The 18,293-nt window shown below is 55.3% G+C and carries 17 protein-coding genes and 2 pseudogenes; 6 read left to right on the top strand and 13 right to left on the bottom strand.

Annotation, left to right across the window (positions count from 1 at the left end):
* Positions 1 to 30 precede the first annotated feature (30 nt).
* Positions 31 to 546 carry a hypothetical protein gene (locus Q1B15_RS19860; protein WP_299757152.1) on the bottom strand — a complete coding sequence of 172 codons (516 nt, stop codon included), beginning with the start codon at positions 544 to 546 and terminating at the stop codon, positions 31 to 33.
* 634 nt (positions 547 to 1,180) lie between these two features.
* On the bottom strand, positions 1,181 to 1,558 hold the full coding sequence (locus tag Q1B15_RS19855; RefSeq protein WP_299757150.1) for a nuclear transport factor 2 family protein: 378 nt from the start codon (positions 1,556 to 1,558) through the stop codon (positions 1,181 to 1,183).
* Positions 1,559 to 1,950: 392 nt separating this feature from the next.
* Here Q1B15_RS19855 and Q1B15_RS19850 point away from each other — a divergent pair.
* Positions 1,951 to 2,459, top strand: a pseudogene (locus Q1B15_RS19850) (hypothetical protein); the annotation flags it as partial.
* On the opposite strand, the pseudogene Q1B15_RS19845 reads toward Q1B15_RS19850, so the two are convergent.
* The 5 genes and pseudogenes from Q1B15_RS19845 to Q1B15_RS19825 all read right to left on the bottom strand — a co-directional run.
* Positions 2,444 to 2,783 (bottom strand): annotated as a pseudogene (locus Q1B15_RS19845) (proline racemase family protein); the annotation flags it as partial. The pseudogenes Q1B15_RS19850 and Q1B15_RS19845 overlap by 16 nt on opposite strands.
* Positions 2,784 to 2,785: 2 nt before the next feature.
* The gene (locus tag Q1B15_RS19840; RefSeq protein ID WP_299757148.1) at positions 2,786 to 3,526 is read right to left on the bottom strand and encodes an amino acid ABC transporter ATP-binding protein; all 741 of its coding nucleotides are present in this window, start codon (positions 3,524 to 3,526) and stop codon (positions 2,786 to 2,788) included.
* Positions 3,519 to 4,604: an amino acid ABC transporter permease gene (locus tag Q1B15_RS19835; protein ID WP_299757145.1), complete on the bottom strand. Its 1,086-nt coding sequence runs from the start codon at positions 4,602 to 4,604 to the stop codon at positions 3,519 to 3,521. The genes Q1B15_RS19840 and Q1B15_RS19835 overlap by 8 nt, the downstream gene beginning before the upstream one ends.
* Before the next feature lies 1 nt (position 4,605).
* Positions 4,606 to 5,739: an ABC transporter permease subunit gene (locus Q1B15_RS19830; RefSeq protein ID WP_299757142.1), complete on the bottom strand. Its 1,134-nt coding sequence runs from the start codon at positions 5,737 to 5,739 to the stop codon at positions 4,606 to 4,608.
* Positions 5,740 to 5,792: 53 nt separating this feature from the next.
* Positions 5,793 to 6,830 carry a transporter substrate-binding domain-containing protein gene (locus tag Q1B15_RS19825; RefSeq protein ID WP_299757139.1) on the bottom strand — a complete coding sequence of 346 codons (1,038 nt, stop codon included), beginning with the start codon at positions 6,828 to 6,830 and terminating at the stop codon, positions 5,793 to 5,795.
* On the opposite strand from Q1B15_RS19825, the gene Q1B15_RS19820 reads away from it, so the two are divergent.
* Together Q1B15_RS19820 and betC are read left to right on the top strand one after the other, a co-directional pair.
* Positions 6,817 to 7,044 (top strand): hypothetical protein, encoded by a 228-nt coding sequence (locus tag Q1B15_RS19820; RefSeq protein WP_299757136.1) that lies wholly within the window; start codon positions 6,817 to 6,819, stop codon positions 7,042 to 7,044. The two genes, Q1B15_RS19825 and Q1B15_RS19820, sit on opposite strands and share 14 nt — an antisense overlap.
* Before the next feature lie 330 nt (positions 7,045 to 7,374).
* Complete coding sequence (gene betC, locus Q1B15_RS19815; protein ID WP_299757134.1) at positions 7,375 to 8,892, top strand: choline-sulfatase; 1,518 nt, start codon at positions 7,375 to 7,377, stop codon at positions 8,890 to 8,892.
* A 153-nt stretch (positions 8,893 to 9,045) separates the two neighbouring features.
* Here the strand turns inward: betC and Q1B15_RS19810 are convergent, their stop codons facing one another.
* Both Q1B15_RS19810 and Q1B15_RS19805 read right to left on the bottom strand, forming a co-directional pair.
* A complete protein-coding gene (locus tag Q1B15_RS19810; RefSeq protein WP_299757132.1) occupies positions 9,046 to 10,539 on the bottom strand; it encodes an FAD-dependent oxidoreductase in 1,494 nt (497 codons plus the stop codon).
* A 112-nt stretch (positions 10,540 to 10,651) separates the two neighbouring features.
* Positions 10,652 to 11,032: a cupin domain-containing protein gene (locus Q1B15_RS19805; protein ID WP_299757130.1), complete on the bottom strand. Its 381-nt coding sequence runs from the start codon at positions 11,030 to 11,032 to the stop codon at positions 10,652 to 10,654.
* A gap of 654 nt (positions 11,033 to 11,686) precedes the next feature.
* Here Q1B15_RS19805 and Q1B15_RS19800 point away from each other — a divergent pair.
* From Q1B15_RS19800 to Q1B15_RS19790, 3 genes are all read left to right on the top strand, one after another.
* On the top strand, positions 11,687 to 12,067 hold the full coding sequence (locus Q1B15_RS19800; RefSeq protein WP_299757128.1) for a RidA family protein: 381 nt from the start codon (positions 11,687 to 11,689) through the stop codon (positions 12,065 to 12,067).
* A gap of 224 nt (positions 12,068 to 12,291) precedes the next feature.
* Positions 12,292 to 12,864: a dimethylsulfonioproprionate lyase family protein gene (locus Q1B15_RS19795; RefSeq protein ID WP_366141755.1), complete on the top strand. Its 573-nt coding sequence runs from the start codon at positions 12,292 to 12,294 to the stop codon at positions 12,862 to 12,864.
* Positions 12,865 to 13,099: 235 nt separating this feature from the next.
* The gene (locus Q1B15_RS19790) at positions 13,100 to 13,516 is read left to right on the top strand and encodes an ABC transporter permease subunit (RefSeq protein ID WP_299757126.1); all 417 of its coding nucleotides are present in this window, start codon (positions 13,100 to 13,102) and stop codon (positions 13,514 to 13,516) included.
* Between the two features lie 387 nt (positions 13,517 to 13,903).
* Here the strand turns inward: Q1B15_RS19790 and Q1B15_RS19785 are convergent, their stop codons facing one another.
* The 4 genes from Q1B15_RS19785 to Q1B15_RS19770 all read right to left on the bottom strand — a co-directional run.
* On the bottom strand, positions 13,904 to 14,377 hold the full coding sequence (locus Q1B15_RS19785) for a tRNA (cytidine(34)-2'-O)-methyltransferase (protein WP_299757124.1): 474 nt from the start codon (positions 14,375 to 14,377) through the stop codon (positions 13,904 to 13,906).
* A gap of 566 nt (positions 14,378 to 14,943) precedes the next feature.
* Entirely contained in the window at positions 14,944 to 15,987 is a 1,044-nt protein-coding gene (locus Q1B15_RS19780; protein WP_299757122.1) for a hypothetical protein, read from the bottom strand.
* Positions 15,984 to 17,867 carry a tyrosine/phenylalanine carboxypeptidase domain-containing protein gene (locus Q1B15_RS19775; protein ID WP_299757119.1) on the bottom strand — a complete coding sequence of 628 codons (1,884 nt, stop codon included), beginning with the start codon at positions 17,865 to 17,867 and terminating at the stop codon, positions 15,984 to 15,986. The genes Q1B15_RS19780 and Q1B15_RS19775 overlap by 4 nt, the downstream gene beginning before the upstream one ends.
* Positions 17,864 to 18,293 (bottom strand): N-formylglutamate amidohydrolase (locus tag Q1B15_RS19770; RefSeq protein WP_299757117.1); only part of this gene is annotated, 430 nt, incomplete at its 5' end. The genes Q1B15_RS19775 and Q1B15_RS19770, both read right to left, overlap by 4 nt.

The following is an 18,293-nucleotide window of genomic DNA, read 5'->3' as shown; positions in this document are numbered from 1 at the left end:
AAGATGGTTGTCGCTCAACAGCCCATAAACCTATCTATTTTCAAGGAAATGGTAGGCCTCAAGAATAGTCGTGGTCAGCCCATCAAAAAAGCCCGGTACAGTGACATCTATCAGGCCTGCAGGTGCGTGCGCTTCATCGGCTATGATGTCTTCGATCGGTTTAATAACAAAAAGAGAGCTTGGAGTATTGAGTAGCTCCCGATAACTCGCTCCTTTTCCATGCTTCAGCACGTTGATCGCCAGATAATATTGGTGAACCCTATCGGCGAGGTCAGTTTGCTCAGATTCCAACAGCAATGATTTCAATTTGCGTGAAAACGGGCCCCGTCTAAAGTGGTGCTGCATCCGCGCTTCGAAAAGAGAGAATATATCGACCGCCGCCAATTCAAGCGCGTCAGTCGCGGCGCGAAGTTCCTTAACTTGGGCGTCGGACCCGTTCTGCCCGTCCATAAGTTTCAGAATTCCTGAAACGCAATCTTCGGACGTCTTTGCATTGGCCTGCGCCGCCGCAACCAGTTCAGGGACACTCTGTGAAGCTCGCATCATTCATTCTCCGTAGTGAACCACTTCCCATACGCTATGCGGCGAGGAATGATAGTGGTGGGACGGATCAATTCGGTTCGAGCAATTCGGATTTTGAGGTTAGGTCGAGGTGTTGGGGCCGTTTGATTCCGAGGCCGATGTCTGCTCTGCGCGACAAATCTGCCGTTCGATCTAAATAACCGGAATATCGCTTCAACCCAAAGGAGAAGGGCCGCATTCTTGCTGCGCGCATTCGCAGAAACCCTATCGCTGCGAAGCAGTGGAAAACCAAGCCGCAACGCGACGGAAAAAGCGGCCGTTCACTCGTGCCACAGCGAAATTGACGACGGCAATGTCCGGTATGCCGGACTTAGCAGCTCTTAACTTCACTGCCTGCGAACGGCCGTCGAGCGGACAAATACGTTTTGGGGCGGGGCGGGCGAACGCGCCCGCAAAGTTGCTCAAGCGCACGAATGCGAGCGCTTCTTCGAGGCTATCCGCTCGCTCGTGCATAGGGTCGAGGGCGGCATGTCCAATGCCATTTACTGGGATCGCCGCGCCGGGACCGACGTTGCACGACCCTATCCGTATGCGAAGTGGGCGCTTCTTGCCGAAGAGGTTGTCCGCGGGTGACTGGCAGTTGTGCCCGGCGCGCCGCCTATTTCGGCAACATGAAAAACTCTTCGCGGACGATCTTACCCTCTTCGACCGAATAAACTGCGACCTCGCGCAGGGTCATCTGCCGACCGCTGGCTTTCTGCGTCACCTCGGCCTCGAAGCGCACTGCGAACCGGTTGGGCGGGTGGATATAGGGCCCGTCCGCATCGAGCTTTTGGATGTCATGCGTTGCCACCCAATCCTCACGTTTCGCTTTGATCGCGCCCCGGCCCCTGACGATCCGCACGTCGCGCCCGGGTGGCACAACCGCCTCAACCGACTCCGCGTTTTCGGCATAGATGTCGTCGACATGCGCAATGCCACGACGATCCCGCATCGCCTGAACCAATACCTGCCCGAGTTTGACTAGGTCTTCCATGACAGCCTTCCCCTTCATTGCCACCGAGTGTGGCACAGCTTCCCAGCGCATCAATTGACTTGGATCAGGGTGCCCGGCTGGCCGTCGCCTTTGCATCGCTCTGCCAGAGCCCGCAGGTGAGCCGTCTGAACGCTTGCCTTGTTCAGTCGGGCAGAATGGTGAGATGGAAGCGAGCGCGCACTTGCAGCGTAAGTCCGGAAAATCCTTATGAGAAGCATCGAACAGGTGCAGAGATCGTCCAGTTTGGATTGCGACCGAGCAGTTCTGTAGCGAGTGGCAGCTTCTCAAATTGAACCGTCCCTTGTTTGCCGGCGACCCAGAAGTAAGGATACTGGGTTATGGAAAAGAACAAATGTGGAAATAGATAAGATGTACGCGAACGTGCTGTGCGGATGGTGTTTGAGCATCAGGGTGAATTTGACAGTCGATCTGCTGCGATCAAATCGATTGCGCCCAAGATTAGCTGTGGGCCTGATACGCCCGGGCTTGGGTTCAGCGTGATGGCGTGACGACTGCTGAACGGGATCGGATCAAAGCTTTGGATCGTGAGAACCGCCAACTCCGGCAGGCCAGCGAGATCTTGAAAAAAGCATCAGCGTATTTTGCTCCCACTCTCATCGTTTGCTCTCCAAACGACTGCCGGGACGCAGGACGGAGCTCGGCCGCCCGTTTCGGAAATGATCAGTTTTATCCACTCCCCGGAAGTCGATACGCAGTATCGATGAGAGGGAAAGAGCACCGGGAGCTGTGTGAGGTCGAGCCAATCTGCCGTGTTTTGCAGATTGCCCCTTCGACGTTTTATGCGCCCCTGGCCGTCGAACGTGATCCAGACAAGGCGTCGGATCGCGCCAAACGTGACGCTGAATTGCGCCCTGAGAGGAAGCGGGTCTGGCGCTCCAGCATGGGGAGAATGCCCGCTTCCAGAAGAACAGTGGCACCGCAGATCGTGTTCGATCCCGACATTGGAGGGGTGTCGGCGGCTTCCATGATGATGAAACCCATGTAGGCACTCAGTTTTTCGGTGGGACGAGTAAGTTAACATCGCGAAACACACCGCCGCGCGGTTCGTTCAGAACGAAATTCCGCAGCTTTTCATCAAGGGCTATAAAGTCACGTTGCTCCCAAAGTGTGTCGTTGGCGCGCGCGCGACGCCTCCGAAGATGACATCGCCAACCTCACCCCCGGCATGTGGGCTGACGACATAAACTGTTCTTGTGCTCCGCACGGTCAGGCGCCCAGAATTTGATCAAGGAAGTGCCGGGTCGCATCTTCGCGGGGGGCGTCAAAGAATGTATCAGGGGGGCCTTCTTCGACGATGCGGCCATCAGCCATAAACACCACGCGGTCGGCGACCTTTCTGGCAAAGCCCATCTCATGCGTGACGCAGATCATTGTCATTCCATCTTCGGCAAGAGCCACCATCGCATCGAGAACTTCGCCAATCATTTCGGGATCAAGCGCCGATGTGGGTTCGTCAAACAGCATGATGCGCGGTTGCAGACACAATGCGCGCGCAATGGCGACACGCTGTTGTTGGCCGCCGGATAGTTCGTCGGGGTACTTTTCCGCCTGTTCTGCAATGCGCATACGCGTCAATTCCTGACGTGCCAGCGCTTCGGCTTCTGCGCGCAAGGCACCACGCACACGGATGCGAGGAAGCGTGCAGTTTTCCAAAGTCGTCAGGTGCGGGAAGAGATTGAAGTCCTGAAAAACCATGCCGACTTCGCGGCGCACATCGCGGATCGCGTCGTCGTCATCGGACAGCTCCACGCCTTCGACTTCGATACTGCCTGTGTCGTGGACTTCTAGGCGGTTGATGCAGCGGATTAGCGTGGATTTCCCTGAGCCAGAGGGGCCGCAGATGACGACCCTCTCGCCGCTGGCCACGTTCAAGTCGATGGATTTGAGAGCGTCAAAGTCCCCGAAGCGTTTATTCACGCCGCGGATCCGGATTGCGAGATCAGCCATGGTGGAGCCTCGTGCGGCGTTCGAGATATGCGCCGTAGCGCGACAGGCCGAAGACAAAGACGAAATATATGAGCGCGACGAAGACATAGATTTCGATGTAATAGGCACCCCATTCACCGCGACCGACTGCAGCCGAAGCCGAGGCGGTGACATCGAAAAAGCCAATAATTGTGACGATTGAGGTTTCCTTGAAGGTAATGACGACCTGATTGATTGTTGAGGGAAGCGTGTTGCGGAATGCCTGAGGGAGAATGATGTCCAAAACAACCGAACGGTAATTCATGCCAAGTGCCTGCGCCGCTTCCTCCTGCCCGGATGGGATCGACTGGATGCCCGCGCGGATAATTTCGGCCTGATAGGCGGCGTAGAAAATAGCGAAGGCAACGACGACCCGGCCCAGCTTGTCGCCTTGCGCCCATTGAGGGACAACAAATGGCACGACGACCGCTGCGGCGAACAGAATAGTCAAAAGCGGCAGGGAACGCACAGTATCAATGAAAATTGCGGCCAGCCAATGGATGACCGGCAACTTCGAGCGGCGCGCCAGCGCAAGGCCAACGGCCATCGGCATTCCAAGAACGATAACCCCCGCAAAGATGAACACCGTCAGCGAGAGGCCGCCCCATTGTTCAGTGGTCACAACCGACAGTCCGAAGATACCGCCGTACATCAAGACTACAAAGGTGCCGAACCCGGCGATCCACAGTGCGGACAATCGCTTTATGCCCCACAGTGCGGGCAGGCAGGACAGGATCATGGTGATGACGATGATCAGACAGGCCAATGTCGAACGCCAGTGCTGATCAAATGGATAGAGGCCGAACAAGACCAGGCGTCCGCGCGCGTCAATAACGGACCAGCAGGCACCCGAGACCTCGCGGCACTGGCTGACGTCGGCCTCGCTCCAGACGGCATTCAAGAACGCCCAGTCCACCAGATTGACGACGATCGACACCAGCGCGGCGCCGGCGAGTAGTGTGACAATCCCATCGAACCAGTTCGAAAATAGCCGTTTTCTGAGTTGATGGAGGCGACCGGCCATTGCGGGTGGCGGTCGGGACAAAGCTCCGCCGGTCATGTCAGCTGCGCCCCTTGATTGCGAGACGGCCATTTATCCAGTTCATGGTCCCGCTGATGGTATAATTGATTAGAAGGAAGCCGACCATCAAGAGCAACAGAAGTTCCATGGTCTGACCACTTTGGTTGATCGAGGTTGATACGACCATGAAGTAGTCCGGATATCCGATGGCGATGCCAAGTGTCGTTGCCTTCATCAGCCAAACATACTGGTTTGTAAGTGCGGGCAGCATGGCGCGTATCGCCAGCGGGATCCGGATGAACCGGTTGATCTGCGCGTTAGAGAGGCCAAGGGCTCGGGCGGCTTCAAGGCGGCCCTTGTCGACGGACAGAAATCCGCCGCGCACGACCTCTCCAATATAGGCGCCGCCAAACGCCATGATCGCGATTAGGAGGGCGGAGAATTCCGGTTTTATGGTAACACCACCGACGAAACGCAGCCCTCTAAGCTCGGGCTGGCTGATGAGTGGCATTTCGGGTTCGTGGCCAAGAAACAAAAGCATGACTGAGAGCGCGACAATTCCGGCGAGGGCAAGACCCCAGGGTGCCAATGGGCGGGTGCCACCAAAACGGTGTGCGGCAAAAAGCGCGGCTATGATTGAGAGCGCGATAATTGCCAAATCCAGAGCTGACCAAGCTGGCGCCGCAAGCATCAGGCCGCGGTTGGACAGAAAGCCGAGCCCGGCAAGATCGATGGCTGCGCGTGGCGAGGGCATATGGGTCAGGATCGCGTACCAGAAGATGACTTGGAGGATCAGCGGGACGTTTCGGAAGGTTTCGACAAAAACCGTGCCGAGAACGTTTAGAATGAGATTGGACGAAACGCGCATGAGGCCAACTGCAAGGCCGACACATGTCGCGCACGCAAGTCCAGCAAGTCCGACGAGGATTGTGTTCAGAAATCCTGCCAGAAGCATGCGCGAATAGGGTGAGCGGTCGGTTGCCTCGATGATCGAAAAGTTAATAGGCCAACCAGTGGAGCGATCGAGGAAACCAAATCCGGTCGCAATTCCCTGTGACACAAGATTGTCGCGCGCAGTGAGCACGAAGCTTAGCGTCAAAAGTAGCGACGCGGCCAGAACGGCAGCCTGGATCACATAGCCGCGCGTCCGGCGGTTGCGAAGAACTCGAAGCATGAAGGTCCTATCAAAAATGCGGGGCCGGGCAATGAGCCTAGCCCCGCAATGGATCAGTCGAGGACCAGCGAATAAAGAAGACCGCCGTTCGACCAGAGATGGTTCTTGCCCCGTGGCAGTTTATAGACGGAGTTTTCGCCGACAGTACGGTCGTAGATTTCACCGTAATTCCCGACGGCTTTAATCATGGTGTAGGCCCAGTCATCGCTGAGGCCTAACCGTTCCCCGACGCCCGGACTTGCGCCCAGAAGACGTTCGACCGACGCAGACGGTGGGTTGGCGCGAATTTCGTCAACATTGGCTTGTGTGATCCCGTTTTCTTCTGCCATCAACAGAGCGGACATCATCCAGTTGATCACATCGATGAAACCGTCGTCGCCTTCTCGGGCTGCGATGCCTTCAGGTTCAAGCGCAAGAACTGCGTCGAGAATTGTGAAGCCCTCGGGATCCGGGGCGTTGAACCGAGTTGCTGCAAGAAACGGACCGAAACCGGCCAGCGCATCGCAGCGCCCCGCATAGAGCGCAGCGCGTAGCTCTTCGGCTTTTTCGAAGTTGAGCGCCTCATAGGAAATTCCGCGCGCGCCCATGTAGTCGGCCACGATACGTTCGATAGATGTTCCTGCGTTGATGCAGAACACGCCGCCTTCAAGGTCTTCCGGCGATGTTGCGCCAAGATCGCTGCGCACGAGGATGTTGGTCGGGCCGATGAAATAGGGGCGCGAATATTGGAGGCCGAGGTCGGTGTCGCGGCTCATCGTCCAGCCTGTCACCTTGATGATGACGTCGATATCGCCCGACTGCAGGGCGGGGAAGCGCTGAGCCCAGCTAACTGGAATGAGCTGAAGTGCTTCGGGATCACCCAAAATTGCAGTGGCGAGCGCCTTGCACATCTCGATGTCAAAGCCTGACCATTTTCCCTGATCATCAACTTCGGCAAAACCAAGGTAGCTGCCATTGTGGCTGGTACACAGAAGACTGCCACGCTCTTGAATTTGGGTGATCGTCGGTCCGGGGTCGGCGGCCGATGCCGGAAGGGCAAGGCACGCCGCGATGGCGGCGGCGGTAAGAGTTTTTGTTGTGGATCTGATCATGATAACCTCTTCTTTTGGTTTGGAGGACTCCGCTATCCAGGCGGCGTCTTTTTTGGTGCACAACCCCAGGCTGCGCGAGAAACTCAACCTTTTCCTGATTTATTACTGCCTTTCTTGTTTAGAGGGCCTCAACGTGTGCAAGCGGGCAGCTGCAAAACACTTCGGCATTCATTCTGGCAAGACGCTCTGCCGGATGCGCGTTGCGTTCACCTAAAGCGGCGACCCGAACATGATGGTCTTCTGACTAAAGATATGGGTTGGTGTCTTCGTCACTGTGCAGAAAATGAAACCTCGTTTATCCAACTTCAGTTCTAGAGCGCGGGTCTCGCCTTGAAGCTTATCGCACACCAGCAATACTTGCATGCAATTCTGAGGCCGCGTCCCCATACGGAACGGTGCGGCTTTGGTCTTTACACTCGCAATGCTGGTCACACCCTCCTGAGCAAAGTTGCTGATTCCCAATTCCGAGGCTAGCTTACGGTCGACACTCTGTCGACAAGGCGCTTGAAATCAGGAGAACCCGTCGATGATAGAAACCACCAGTATGCCTAACATTGTATTGTTCATGACCGACCAACTGACAGCCTCGGTGTTATCCAGCTATGGCGGTGAAGTTTGCAAATCCTCAAATCTTGATCGGCTGGCTGCGCGCAGCGCGGTTTTCGAGCAGGCCTATTGCCCGTACCCACTGTGTGCGCCATCTCGATTTGCTATGATGTCAGGTCGTCTGGCTTCACGCATTGGGGCGTGGGACAATGGAGCCGAGTTTCCTGCGGCAGTGCCAACTTTCGCCCATTACTTGCGCGGGCGCGGCTATTACACCTGCATTTCTGGCAAGATGCACTTCGTGGGTCCCGATCAGTTTCACGGGTTTGAAGAAAGGCTCACAACCGAGATCTATCCTTCAGATTTCTCTTGGACGCCAGCCCCGCAGGAACGCGACGCGTCTGACCGGTTCGGCGCCGGAGTTTCTTCTGTAGAAAGCGTTCTTGATGCAGGGCCGATGGCGCGCACAATGCAGATCGACTACGACGAGGACGTAATGCACCACGCTGTGCGCGAGGTTTACGCCCGTGCCCGCAGCGCCGACTCCCGGCCCTTTTTGCTCACAGTTTCGCTTACTCAACCGCATGACCCGTACATTACTACCCCGTTCTTTTGGGACCTTTATGAAAATACCCCGATTGACCCGCCGCGCGTGCCCGCGATCCCATTGGACCAACGGGACCCTCATTCGCGGATGCTCCATAGCCACTATGGTCAAGATAAGACCGATATTGATCCGAGCGCGACCGCCCGTGCCCGACGCGGATATTACGGGATGATCTCACATATAGATGCAATGTTCGGCCGCCTAATGGACGCTTTGTTGGAGTCTGGTTTTATCGAGAACACAGTGGTGATCTTTGCCTCCGATCATGGCGACATGATGGGTGAGCGAGGTATGTGGTTCAAAAAAACACTCTTTGAGCCGGCCATACGCGTGCCACTTATCATTAGCGGTCCTGGGATTGCGCAACGCCGGATTTCTACGCCGGTCTCCCTTCTTGATCTACTGCCGACTCTCGTAGATCTCTCAGGCGCGCCGTCGGGCACTGTTTGTACACCGCTCGATGGCCAAAGCCTTGCACCACTTTTGCACGGGCGTTCCAACCACATCCCTGTACTGGCAGAACACCTTGACGGGGGCACCGACGCACCGAGGGTGATGCTGCGTGATGGTGATCTGAAACTTGTGCTTTCGCGCGCCTATCCACCGATGCTGCACAATCTCGGCAGTGATCCTTTGGAATTGAACGATCTCGCGTCGGATCCAATAGCTGCAGATGAATTGGCAAATCTCACATCAAAGGCGGAAGAAATATGGGATCTAGATTCACTGGCAGCAGAGAAACGTGCGAACCAAACCGCACGCACAGTCGTCAACAAAGCCCTTCAGCAGGGCCGCCGTCAGGCTTGGGACTACACACCGGGCGCGCTCGCTCAAAATACAAGCTACGTGCGTAGTGGTGATACATTTCCCGATGTAGAGCGCAGAAGTTACTTACCGTCGAAAAGCTAGAGTTCAACTGCAAGAAACGAACCAGTGTCACCCCACGGCAATGTTATGGATGGAGGGCTCTGTCAGACACTACCAGCTTGGTCGGGCATGGTAGCTTCGAGCCATAGCAACCGATGCTACAAATTTCTTAGATGGCTGCAAAGGCCGCGGGCCTTACCCAAGCGGCCCCGCATGAACTCCAAAACGACCGGCCACCCTGTCTAAGGTGCGTCGACAATGGGCGATGTCCCTGGTTGCACTGGCCTTCATACGCATTAGGCCTGCCATGCGACGGGGTAACGGGTACCAACGGTCCAGATCCAACCCGCAACGATCCAGAAGCATGAATGGCAGTGTCTGCACCGCGATAACCTGGTTCATATAGGCTTGCGCCGCAGAAGCGCCGACCCAAGCGTTGCGGTTCTTGCGAAACAGCGCTTCGTGGTCGAGTGTGTAGAAGCCCCGACCGCATAGCTGGTCACGGTACAACAGGTGTGTCGCGAAAAAACCGACAACACTTGTCAGGAAGTGGAAACCATCGCGCGGGTTGATGCCGAGTACACAATTGTTCGGGCTCAGGATCGGCATTGGGTCTTGAACTGCCTCATCACGGAAGAAGCTACCAGTGCAATTCACGAAGATACTACCTTCGGGAACAACTGAGTTGGCTCCGCTGCGCATCGTCATTTGCGGGCCCTCGGGCGTGTCGGCTACGTCTACGAGATAGTCCGCAAAGGTCTCGGTCAGACCTGCCATGATTTTTGCGAGTTCTTCTTCGGACTGAAGCCCGTATAGAAAGACCCCGTTGTCCGTGCCCGCATCGGTCGAGTGATTTTTGCGGACATGTGCAAGTGTGTTGTCCTCATTGTCGCCGTCGAAATTCAAGGCTAGGTCTCGGAAAAGCCGTGAGACCAACTCGCCGGATGTCCATCGCTTCATCCCCGTTGGGAGATACTTCGTTCGGTTGAGAAAATTAGTACCACGCCCTTGGATCAGCGAAATCCGGCGAGAGGGATCGGCTGCAAGCGTGGCAAGAACGGAGTCCATACCCGTTTTGCCGCCTCCGACAACAACAACGGCTGCACCAGGATGCATGTTCAAGGTCATACGCAAATCCTGCGGAATAATCGAAACAACACTCTTGCTTGAAAACGCAAGTGGCTGGGCGAGCGCATAGTTCAATCCCGACGCATGGATGGCACGCTTAGTGAGAACGGTTTTAGAAGTTCCAGGCTCTCCGTTTGGGTGAAAGGCAATCTCCGCCATTGGCCCCTGACCGGTTTCAATTTCGACACAGCGCGCGACGGTCTGCATGAATTCGGTTTCCAAGGCGACCTTCGCGCCTATCGGAGTGAGCGAGCTGGACAGATGGTTTTGCACCTCGTCACGCGCCGCCAGATAATTGCGCGGCTTGCGCCAGTTCCATTCCATATCGCCAACTGTGAACATCGGATGTGGCTGGTGTAGGCGAACATAGTCATAAGCCGTGTTCCACATCCCCCCCGGCGCGTCCTTCTGATCCACCAACAAAACCCGGGCACCTTTCGGAAGATATTCGGATGCCGCGCTTAAGGCGTTCAACCCAGCGATACCCGCACCCACAACGACAAGTTCGTAGGTTTCAGTCTCCGAACTCGCGTCCGTTCGTATTTGCCCTTGATCCAGCATTTTCGACCTTTAGCATTACGTTTTATCAACCTTCCCATAGTAAGTTGGAATTTTCCAAGTGAGGAATGACAGGCTGGATCATATCGCTTAAAATCAGTCTACACTTTTCAAGCTATTCAGGCTGAAGTCGCTTCAAGTTCTTAACCGTGAAATCGCTCACCGCATCACCCGTATTTAGAATGGTTGAAGGCTCAAACAGCATAACCGTTGGCTTTTCAGTGAGTGAACGTGGACGGTGTTCTACAGTGCGTGGCACGACAATAAAGTCACCTTCGTCCAGCTCAACGGTCCCGTCCCGGAAATCGATTGCAATGCGGCCACGAAGAACAAAAAATCCTTCGTCTTCATTGGCATGTGAATGCCAATCGAATGCCTCGCCAAACTTTGCGACTTTGACTTGAGACTGGTTCACATCGCCTACAATATGAGGATCGAACTCCGCTGAAATCTGACGGTCGGCAGCAGCAACGATGTTCACTTTTCTGGGGGGCATAATTGGTCTCCTTTCACTTGTGTGAACTGACAGTCCTCAACTAGAATGCCTCTTGATGTAATTTGTCGGTGTTTTGTGCCCCGATCAAGTCTCTTGGAGATGCTGTGCCGTGATACGGGCCTGACGCATGAGCTGAGTGCGACTTCTGGTCCCGGGGGCAGAGTTGAAGCGGCTTTTAATCTGACGAATACAGTCCGGCAAATTCAGTGAACAATCCAGTGACCTGTCCAGAAAAAAGCAAAAAATTTGCCGAGTCGAACTCTCTGTAAGTAGTTCATACTATGCAGGTTTTTGACTGTGCCGGTAGGGATCGAACCTACGACTAACTGATTAAAAGTCATGTTTCTATGAAGAGTGTCCACATGCAGAGCGCGTGGTGGCCGGAGAAGCATTGTCAGATCAAACTCATCTGTTAGCATCTGAGCGAGGAGCATTAGATGCTTTCGCGTCGCGTGCCTGATGATCATGAAGAAAATAGATAAATTATACCCGAACTTAAAGGCTCCGAACCGCGGCAGAAAGATGAGGTCCGGTTTATCCGACACTGCCCCACGAACGCCTGACAGCACGGTTCAGATGGATCGATGTAAATTCATCCACTAGCGGTTGATCTGGGCCAATCAAACTGCACCGCTTATATCGCAAGGAGGACACATGGATATTGAACGTCACTTAATCGAAGGGCAGATGGCGCCCGTAAGTCACTATTGTCATTCCGTACGGGCGGGAGAATTGATCTGGGTTTCCGGCATAGTCGGGATGACGGCGGACGGGCACATCCCTGAGCAGACAGCAGCGCAGTTCGACATTGCACTTCACGCCATGGATGTGTGCCTGCGAGCAGCCGGGGGCCGACCGGATACAGTAACCAAGGTGCAGATCTTTCTAACAGATATTTCTGACCGCGCTTTGATCAACCCAGCCCGTGTCGCCTACTTTGGAGAGCATTTGCCAGCATCAACGCTTGTGGAAGTTTCGGCGCTTGTGGATCCAAGGATGAAGGTGGAAATCGAATGCATGGCAGTTGTCGGATAGCGACGCTTTTGTCAGTAGATCTTGGCTCTTCGGTTTGCATGCTGGCAGGTCCCGATCACAGGTCTGGCAGCTCGCTGCGAGATGAAAGTGATTTGTTGAGCGGAGCACTCATTCCATCCGTGCCGCAGAACGTACCGACCATCGGCGCGATCAGGCAATTGAATGTTTAAAGGGGCCTGCCTTTGCAAAGACGTCCGTCAGAATTGCAAGATTTCTTAGATACCATGCAAAAAGCGCTTTCGGTATCGGTGCTTGGCCAGCCAGCGCGGAAGATGTTGAGCAAAACCTTCTCAGCTCTTCGGGAAGTTGGCGTCGTCGTGTCGCGCGAGGGCATGCAGCTACCAGTCTGTCGACATCTGTCTAAAGCCTGCAACCCATCAGATTTATCAAGTCCTGACCTGGTGGCTATCTCGCTGTCTTTCATGGCACTGGAACCTTCGCTCATATGGCGCCATCGCGGGGGTCCTATAGTAGGCGCCAGCGAAGGGTTTCAGTATGGTCACGCCAATGCAGTGATCATAGGGCCAGAGGGACTTGAGGAGAGGTCAGATGTTTCGATTGGGGTCTCACTGCTCGCACCCAATATAAGATATCCCGACCACACCCATCCACCAGAAGAGACCTATCTCGTCATGAGCAACGGTGCTTTTAGCAATGCGTCTACGCCGTGGATAGAGCCAGGTATTGGCGGCACATTCCACAACGCGCCAGGTGTGGTGCACACAATGCGATCCGGCGATGTTCCACTGATGGCTTTCTGGGTGCTTTGGAATGGTGGCAAAGCGACCGGCTTATGAAGAGGGACACTGCGCGCTTATAGGGAAAACTTATCGCCGGTCTCTTCGGGGCTCTTTGCCGCCGTTCGCTGAAGATCGCTCCGAGGTCTGCTGCGCGGGACCTAGCTGCCGTTCCCCGAAATCTGCCTTGAGGCCGCTTTGGGCGGTCCCAATTCGCTCGAAGCTCACCATAGCCGGAGTGTCTCTGCTCGATTTGGGTGTGAGGTCTTTTCGGCTATTTTCGTCCTTGGGGATTGTGAATTCGGTCTTTGGAATCGCGTTGGCCCATTGCCTGTTCAACTTGCCCATCTCGATCTGGATTCTGCAGGGCTTCATCTCGGCCATCCCCAAAGAAATGGACGAGACCGCATTTTTAGACGGATACACTCGCCCGCGCTTTATCTGGCAGTTCCTGTTGCCCCAAATTGCGCCTGGAATCGCCGTGACTGCATTCTTTTGTTTCATGTTTTCCTGGGTTGAAGTGGTCTTTGCACGAATTCTTACAACTACAAACGGCAAACCAATCAGTATGGCTATCAATGCTCTATTCGGCTTCCAAACTGACATTGGCTTGGTGATGGCCGTCACCGTCGCTTCAATGGTGCCGGGTGCCGTGCTGCTCTTTGCTATGCGCAGTCATTTGTCGCGCGGATTCAAGATCGGACAAGTATGAGGCTATTAATCCGCTGCTGTCAGAGTAAGCCAGATTGAGGAGAGCAGGGTGGTGACCAATCTTCGCGCGTTACCTGAAAACGCAGCCCCTTTTGCGCTTCCTCAAACGTCCTGTGAGATTACTTGCCTTGCGGCGATGATGGACGTCTAAGTACATCTCTCACTCCGAAAAAATGTCGAAGACGTTGCTAAATGAGCGTGGCATCGCGGCCAATGCCTGTAATTGGCTAGGGTTTGGAGGTGTTGCCGCTACTGGCTTATTCGGTAGCGCACGCGTGGCTGCTTTGGGCTCGAGGCGGACCCAAGCTGCGCTGATCATCAAGGCTAGCTATACGGAGAGGCTGTATGAAAACAGGACACACATTTGCGGTTGTGGCACAGGTGGTGGCTAACCGCCCAGCTGAGTGCGCATCGCTTGATACACAACTGCTGTGGCAACGTTTGCCAAGTTAAGTGATCGGACAAGTGGACTGCGCATCGGCAAATTGAATACTCTATCGTCCATGCCATCCAAAATCGCAATTGGCAGGCCTTTGGATTCACAACCGAAAACCAAATAAGCATCCGGCTGATAGTCAGGAGTATAAACGCTCTGCGCTCCATGTTCTTCGAAGAAATATAGGCTTTCGCGCATTGGCTTTCTATCATCCAAAAAGCTTTGCCAGCTGTCATACTGGCTGAGCTGAACATGCTTCCAGTAATCCATTCCGGCCCGCCGCACCGCCTTTTCGTCGATCGAAAACCCGTAAGGCTTAATGAGGATCAGCTCCAGTTCTAGCGCCACACAAGTCCGCCCGATAGCACCGGTATTGTACGGAATCTCAGGTGTCACCAATACCAGTTTCATGGACGGATCAGACATTGGATGTGTGGGCTTTCTAAATCACGAGCGCAGGATCAGCCCGACGTTAGCCTCCTGCTAACCCGACTAAGGGGTCCTTAACAACTTCAACTTTCCAAACCCAATAGCCGCCACCTGCCATCGAGGCGTTGCTGAAACTCGTCATTCTCGGCTCAAAATGGACCTCCGCTGCACAGAGTGGAGAGGCTGTGTGAAAACTATCGAGAGCTTTTACAAATGCCAAGAATTGCCAGATTCGCGCGCGCTATGGTCGAGCTGAACCATCAAATTAGCAGCTCCCGAAAACGAGCGGCGCGAAATCATGAAGAATCCTGAGGTTTCACACAGCCTCTGGACGAAGTTGCCGCTCAGTAATTCTGCCCCGCAGGCGCTGACGTCAGACACAATCTAGCCGCATAACCCAAAGCCATTTCATGGTTTGGCTTAACTGAGGCGCTAAGGCTGTAAAAAAAGTTTAATTTCAGGATGCTGCTGATCTTGTAAATATGCCGTTGCTCGCGAACCTGACCGGCCAGGTCTGTACGACACTGGACGGCAAGGGACTCGCAGCCGGGAACCACCCGTCGTCACAAGGTTGCGATTTCAGCATTGGTATAGCGCCGTGCATCATGGCCCAGATGCGCCACTTTCAGTTCCAGTGCATCGATGATCATATCTACGAAACTGATCGTGTTGAGCCGTCCTGCACCGACAAGCCCACCGGGACTGAAGACGTTGATTTCCATCAGTTTGTCTTTGACCACGTCGAGCCCGACAAGGAACATGCCGTCCTGCACCAGTCGGGGCCGGACGACCTGGGCGATCTCGCGCATGGCGTCGGTCAGTTCAACTTTGGCGACCCTCCCGCCGACCGTCAGGTTGCTGCGGATTTCCCCTGTTGATCCCTGGCGATGAATGGCGGCGATCTTGCCGTCATGCTCCATTATGCGGCCATTCATCAGGAAAAGACGGACATCACCCTTGCTGGCCGCCGGCAGGTATTCCTGCGCAAGCGCATACCCATCGTTGAGAACTGCCTCGATGATTTGGTTGACGTTCGGTTCGTCCTTGCTGATCAAAAAAACATTATGTCCACCCGAGCCTGCTAAGGGCTTGAGGATGATCCGACCGCCTTCTGCGCGGATGAAGGCTTTGATGTCGTCGGCGGAGCGAGTGATCGTCGAACGAGGCCGCACTGACATAGGAAATTGTTCAAGATACATCTTGTTGGAAGCATGGCTAAGGCCATCCGGGTCATTTAGAACGATGACACCATGACGTAGGGCAAGCCGGCCGAAATTCATGGCTGCCGTGCGCGCCCAGGATTGGTGAGGTTCAACGCGGGCAGGATCGTTGCGCAGCATCAAGACATCGAGCATCTCCACCGATATTCGCTCCCGGAGAGCTTCCTGCGACTGCATAGCCTTGAAGAAAGTGCTCGCCGTTCGGAATTTGCGTGGCGGTGGCTTGTGCGCATACGCATGGACCATCTCGTCTGATCCGAGTGTGAAATCCGCCACCTCTATGTAATAGACCTGATGTCCACGTATGTGCGCAGTGAGCGCCATATGCGTCGTGGAGTAATTGGTTCTCTCCGTGGCGACTTTGTTTACGACAAATCCGATTTTCATTTCCCGTGCCCTTCGATGAGATCAAGCGGGGAAAGCCCCCTGCGAATTCCTTCCAGCCGTTTGAGAGCGTCCTCATCACGGAGATAATGCGGCAGCAGCTTAGGCTTTTTCAGGATATTTCGCCATCGCAGCTCGTCGATCAGGGGGAGGTGGCTCAAGGCGAACTTGCCGATCAGCAGATCCTCGAACGGCAGATCCGAGCTTGCAAGGAGATGCAGAAGATCCTTTAGGCCCTTGAGGTACACCATGTCCTTGGTGAGCCCGCCACTGCGATGAACCCGCATGGCGATGGTATAGGCGCCGCGCTGGCTAAAACCGTAGTCGGCGTGAAGCATGCGGGTCGTCTCGACGAAGTCGGCGCCATCGACGAGCGCCGCCACTGCCAGAACCCTGCCGGCGAGCAGGCGCATGCGAGGGCGGCTCAACCCGCCTACGAGATATTCGGCGAGAACGGCGATACCTTCCTGCGTCGCTTCATAGCCCGCCAGGCCGGCGTGGAGCTGCTGGAACGGCTGGGCCAGTCCATTGTAATATGTCAAAATATGCGTTCCGACCTCGTGGGCGATCGTCGCGCGCACGCGGCCTGCCGAGACTTTCGTTTTGTTACCCACCAGAAAGTGCCCATTTGATACGATCAGGCCGGGCACGTTGTCGCGAACTTCGACCCTTGCCGCGAGGCTCGGCCATTCCTTCCGGTAATGCTCCAATTCCTGCTCCGCGATCTGGACGAAAGCCAGAGCGTCGAGCGTATCACCGCCCCCGCTTTCCTGTGCACGCGGCGCGATCTCTGCCGTGATGCGCCGGGCAAGAGCAATCAGAGCGTCATCCGGCGCGCCATAGACAAGCAAGCTTCCATAAAGAAAACGCTTGGTACCGCGATCGCCGAGCAAATCAATCTGGCTATCCAACTCCTTCCTCTTATCGGAGAACAAGGCATGAAGAGCGGGGTCGTCCACCTGTTCCAGGGGAACCTCGTAGAGCCGCCGTTTCAAGGTTCCCGGATCGTGAGGCAAGGGCCGATAATGAAATTCGGGCGTCTTCTCGTATCGAGACGCCCGGAACCGGGACCATGCCGCACTGCTGTTTACCGGCGTCGCGTCGAGGATGATATCGAAACTGCCTCCCACGTCCGCAAGCGCTCGATCGACGTCCCAGACAAGGGGTTCGATTTCCTGCGGCCCAAGTTCATGATAGTGAATAGGGCGAAAACGGGCACGGGTGTGTGCGAATGCGTAAAAGCCCTGGCGCAAGGAATTCGTCAGCGAGCGGCGCAGCTCCCGCAGGACGACTGGCAGCACCACCTGTCCGTCGAGGTCACGATGGATCGCGCGAAAGCCGATGGCGAGATCAGTTACATCTTGGCGCTTGCGCAGCCCCGCCGATAGAAGTGACACACAGCCTTCTGGAGCGCGGTGCTGTTTGTAAGCGACCCGAATGGATGGCTCTCCGCCTGGCCATGGCTGCTCAAGAAACGCCGCTTCGAGTGCTTCGAGAGTTCTCACCGGCGCGTGACGCCGTGATGCCTGGATCTCGAAGCCGGGGCGAGGCGGTCCTTCCTCGGGATCGAAATCCTCTGGCAAGGGAAGCACGAAAAGCTCCACAACCAGCACGGCACCGAACATCTGGCTTAGTGCATCGACGGTTGCGACAAGCGCTCTGGTTGCTGCCTTGCAGCCAGCCGGTTCAGTTGGAAACAAAAGATAGGACGGCTGCCCGGCGATGAGGTCCTGCGTGCCGGGGTCCACTTTCGCCTCCTGCATCCGATAGACGCAGATGAACGGTTGCGGGCGTTCGATGTGGAGGCGCCCGCCGTCCGGTAGTGCACAGTCCACGATCTCGCCCGCATCAAGCAGCGCCTTTATATAGTCCACCTTGCTCATTTGCGCCCAACTTCCTCACTTACGCCTGGAACCGTTGCCGCCAAGGCGTCGCGCATTGCGTTGACCTGCTCGGGGAAGGCAACGCCGGTCCATTCGTCCATGAAGAATTTCTTGACTTCAATGGCGATCGCGCAGCCGGTTTCGGGAAAGTTTTCGTGCACGAACTGGGCGAGATAGCGCCCTTTGAAATTGACGTTTTCCCGAACATCGAGATTGCGACCGAGGAAATCGAAACTGCGCAGATCGCTGATAAATCTATCCACCACCGGAGCCCAATAGTCGCGATTCATAGTGCCAGTGCCGATATTGATTTCCGGATTGGTCGAAGGATCGGCGGGTTGATCGCGCGGCCCTTGCCTGCGGTAATTGTAGGAGTGTATGTCGTAGACGACGAACTTGCCGTATTGCTCCTCAAGTCCAGAAAGG

The sequence above is a fragment of the uncultured Boseongicola sp. genome, assembly GCF_937988555.1.
Taxonomy (GTDB): Bacteria; Pseudomonadota; Alphaproteobacteria; order Rhodobacterales; family Rhodobacteraceae; genus Boseongicola.
Note: the sequence above shows the minus strand (reverse complement) of the source record. Positions and strands in the feature narration are given on the sequence as shown.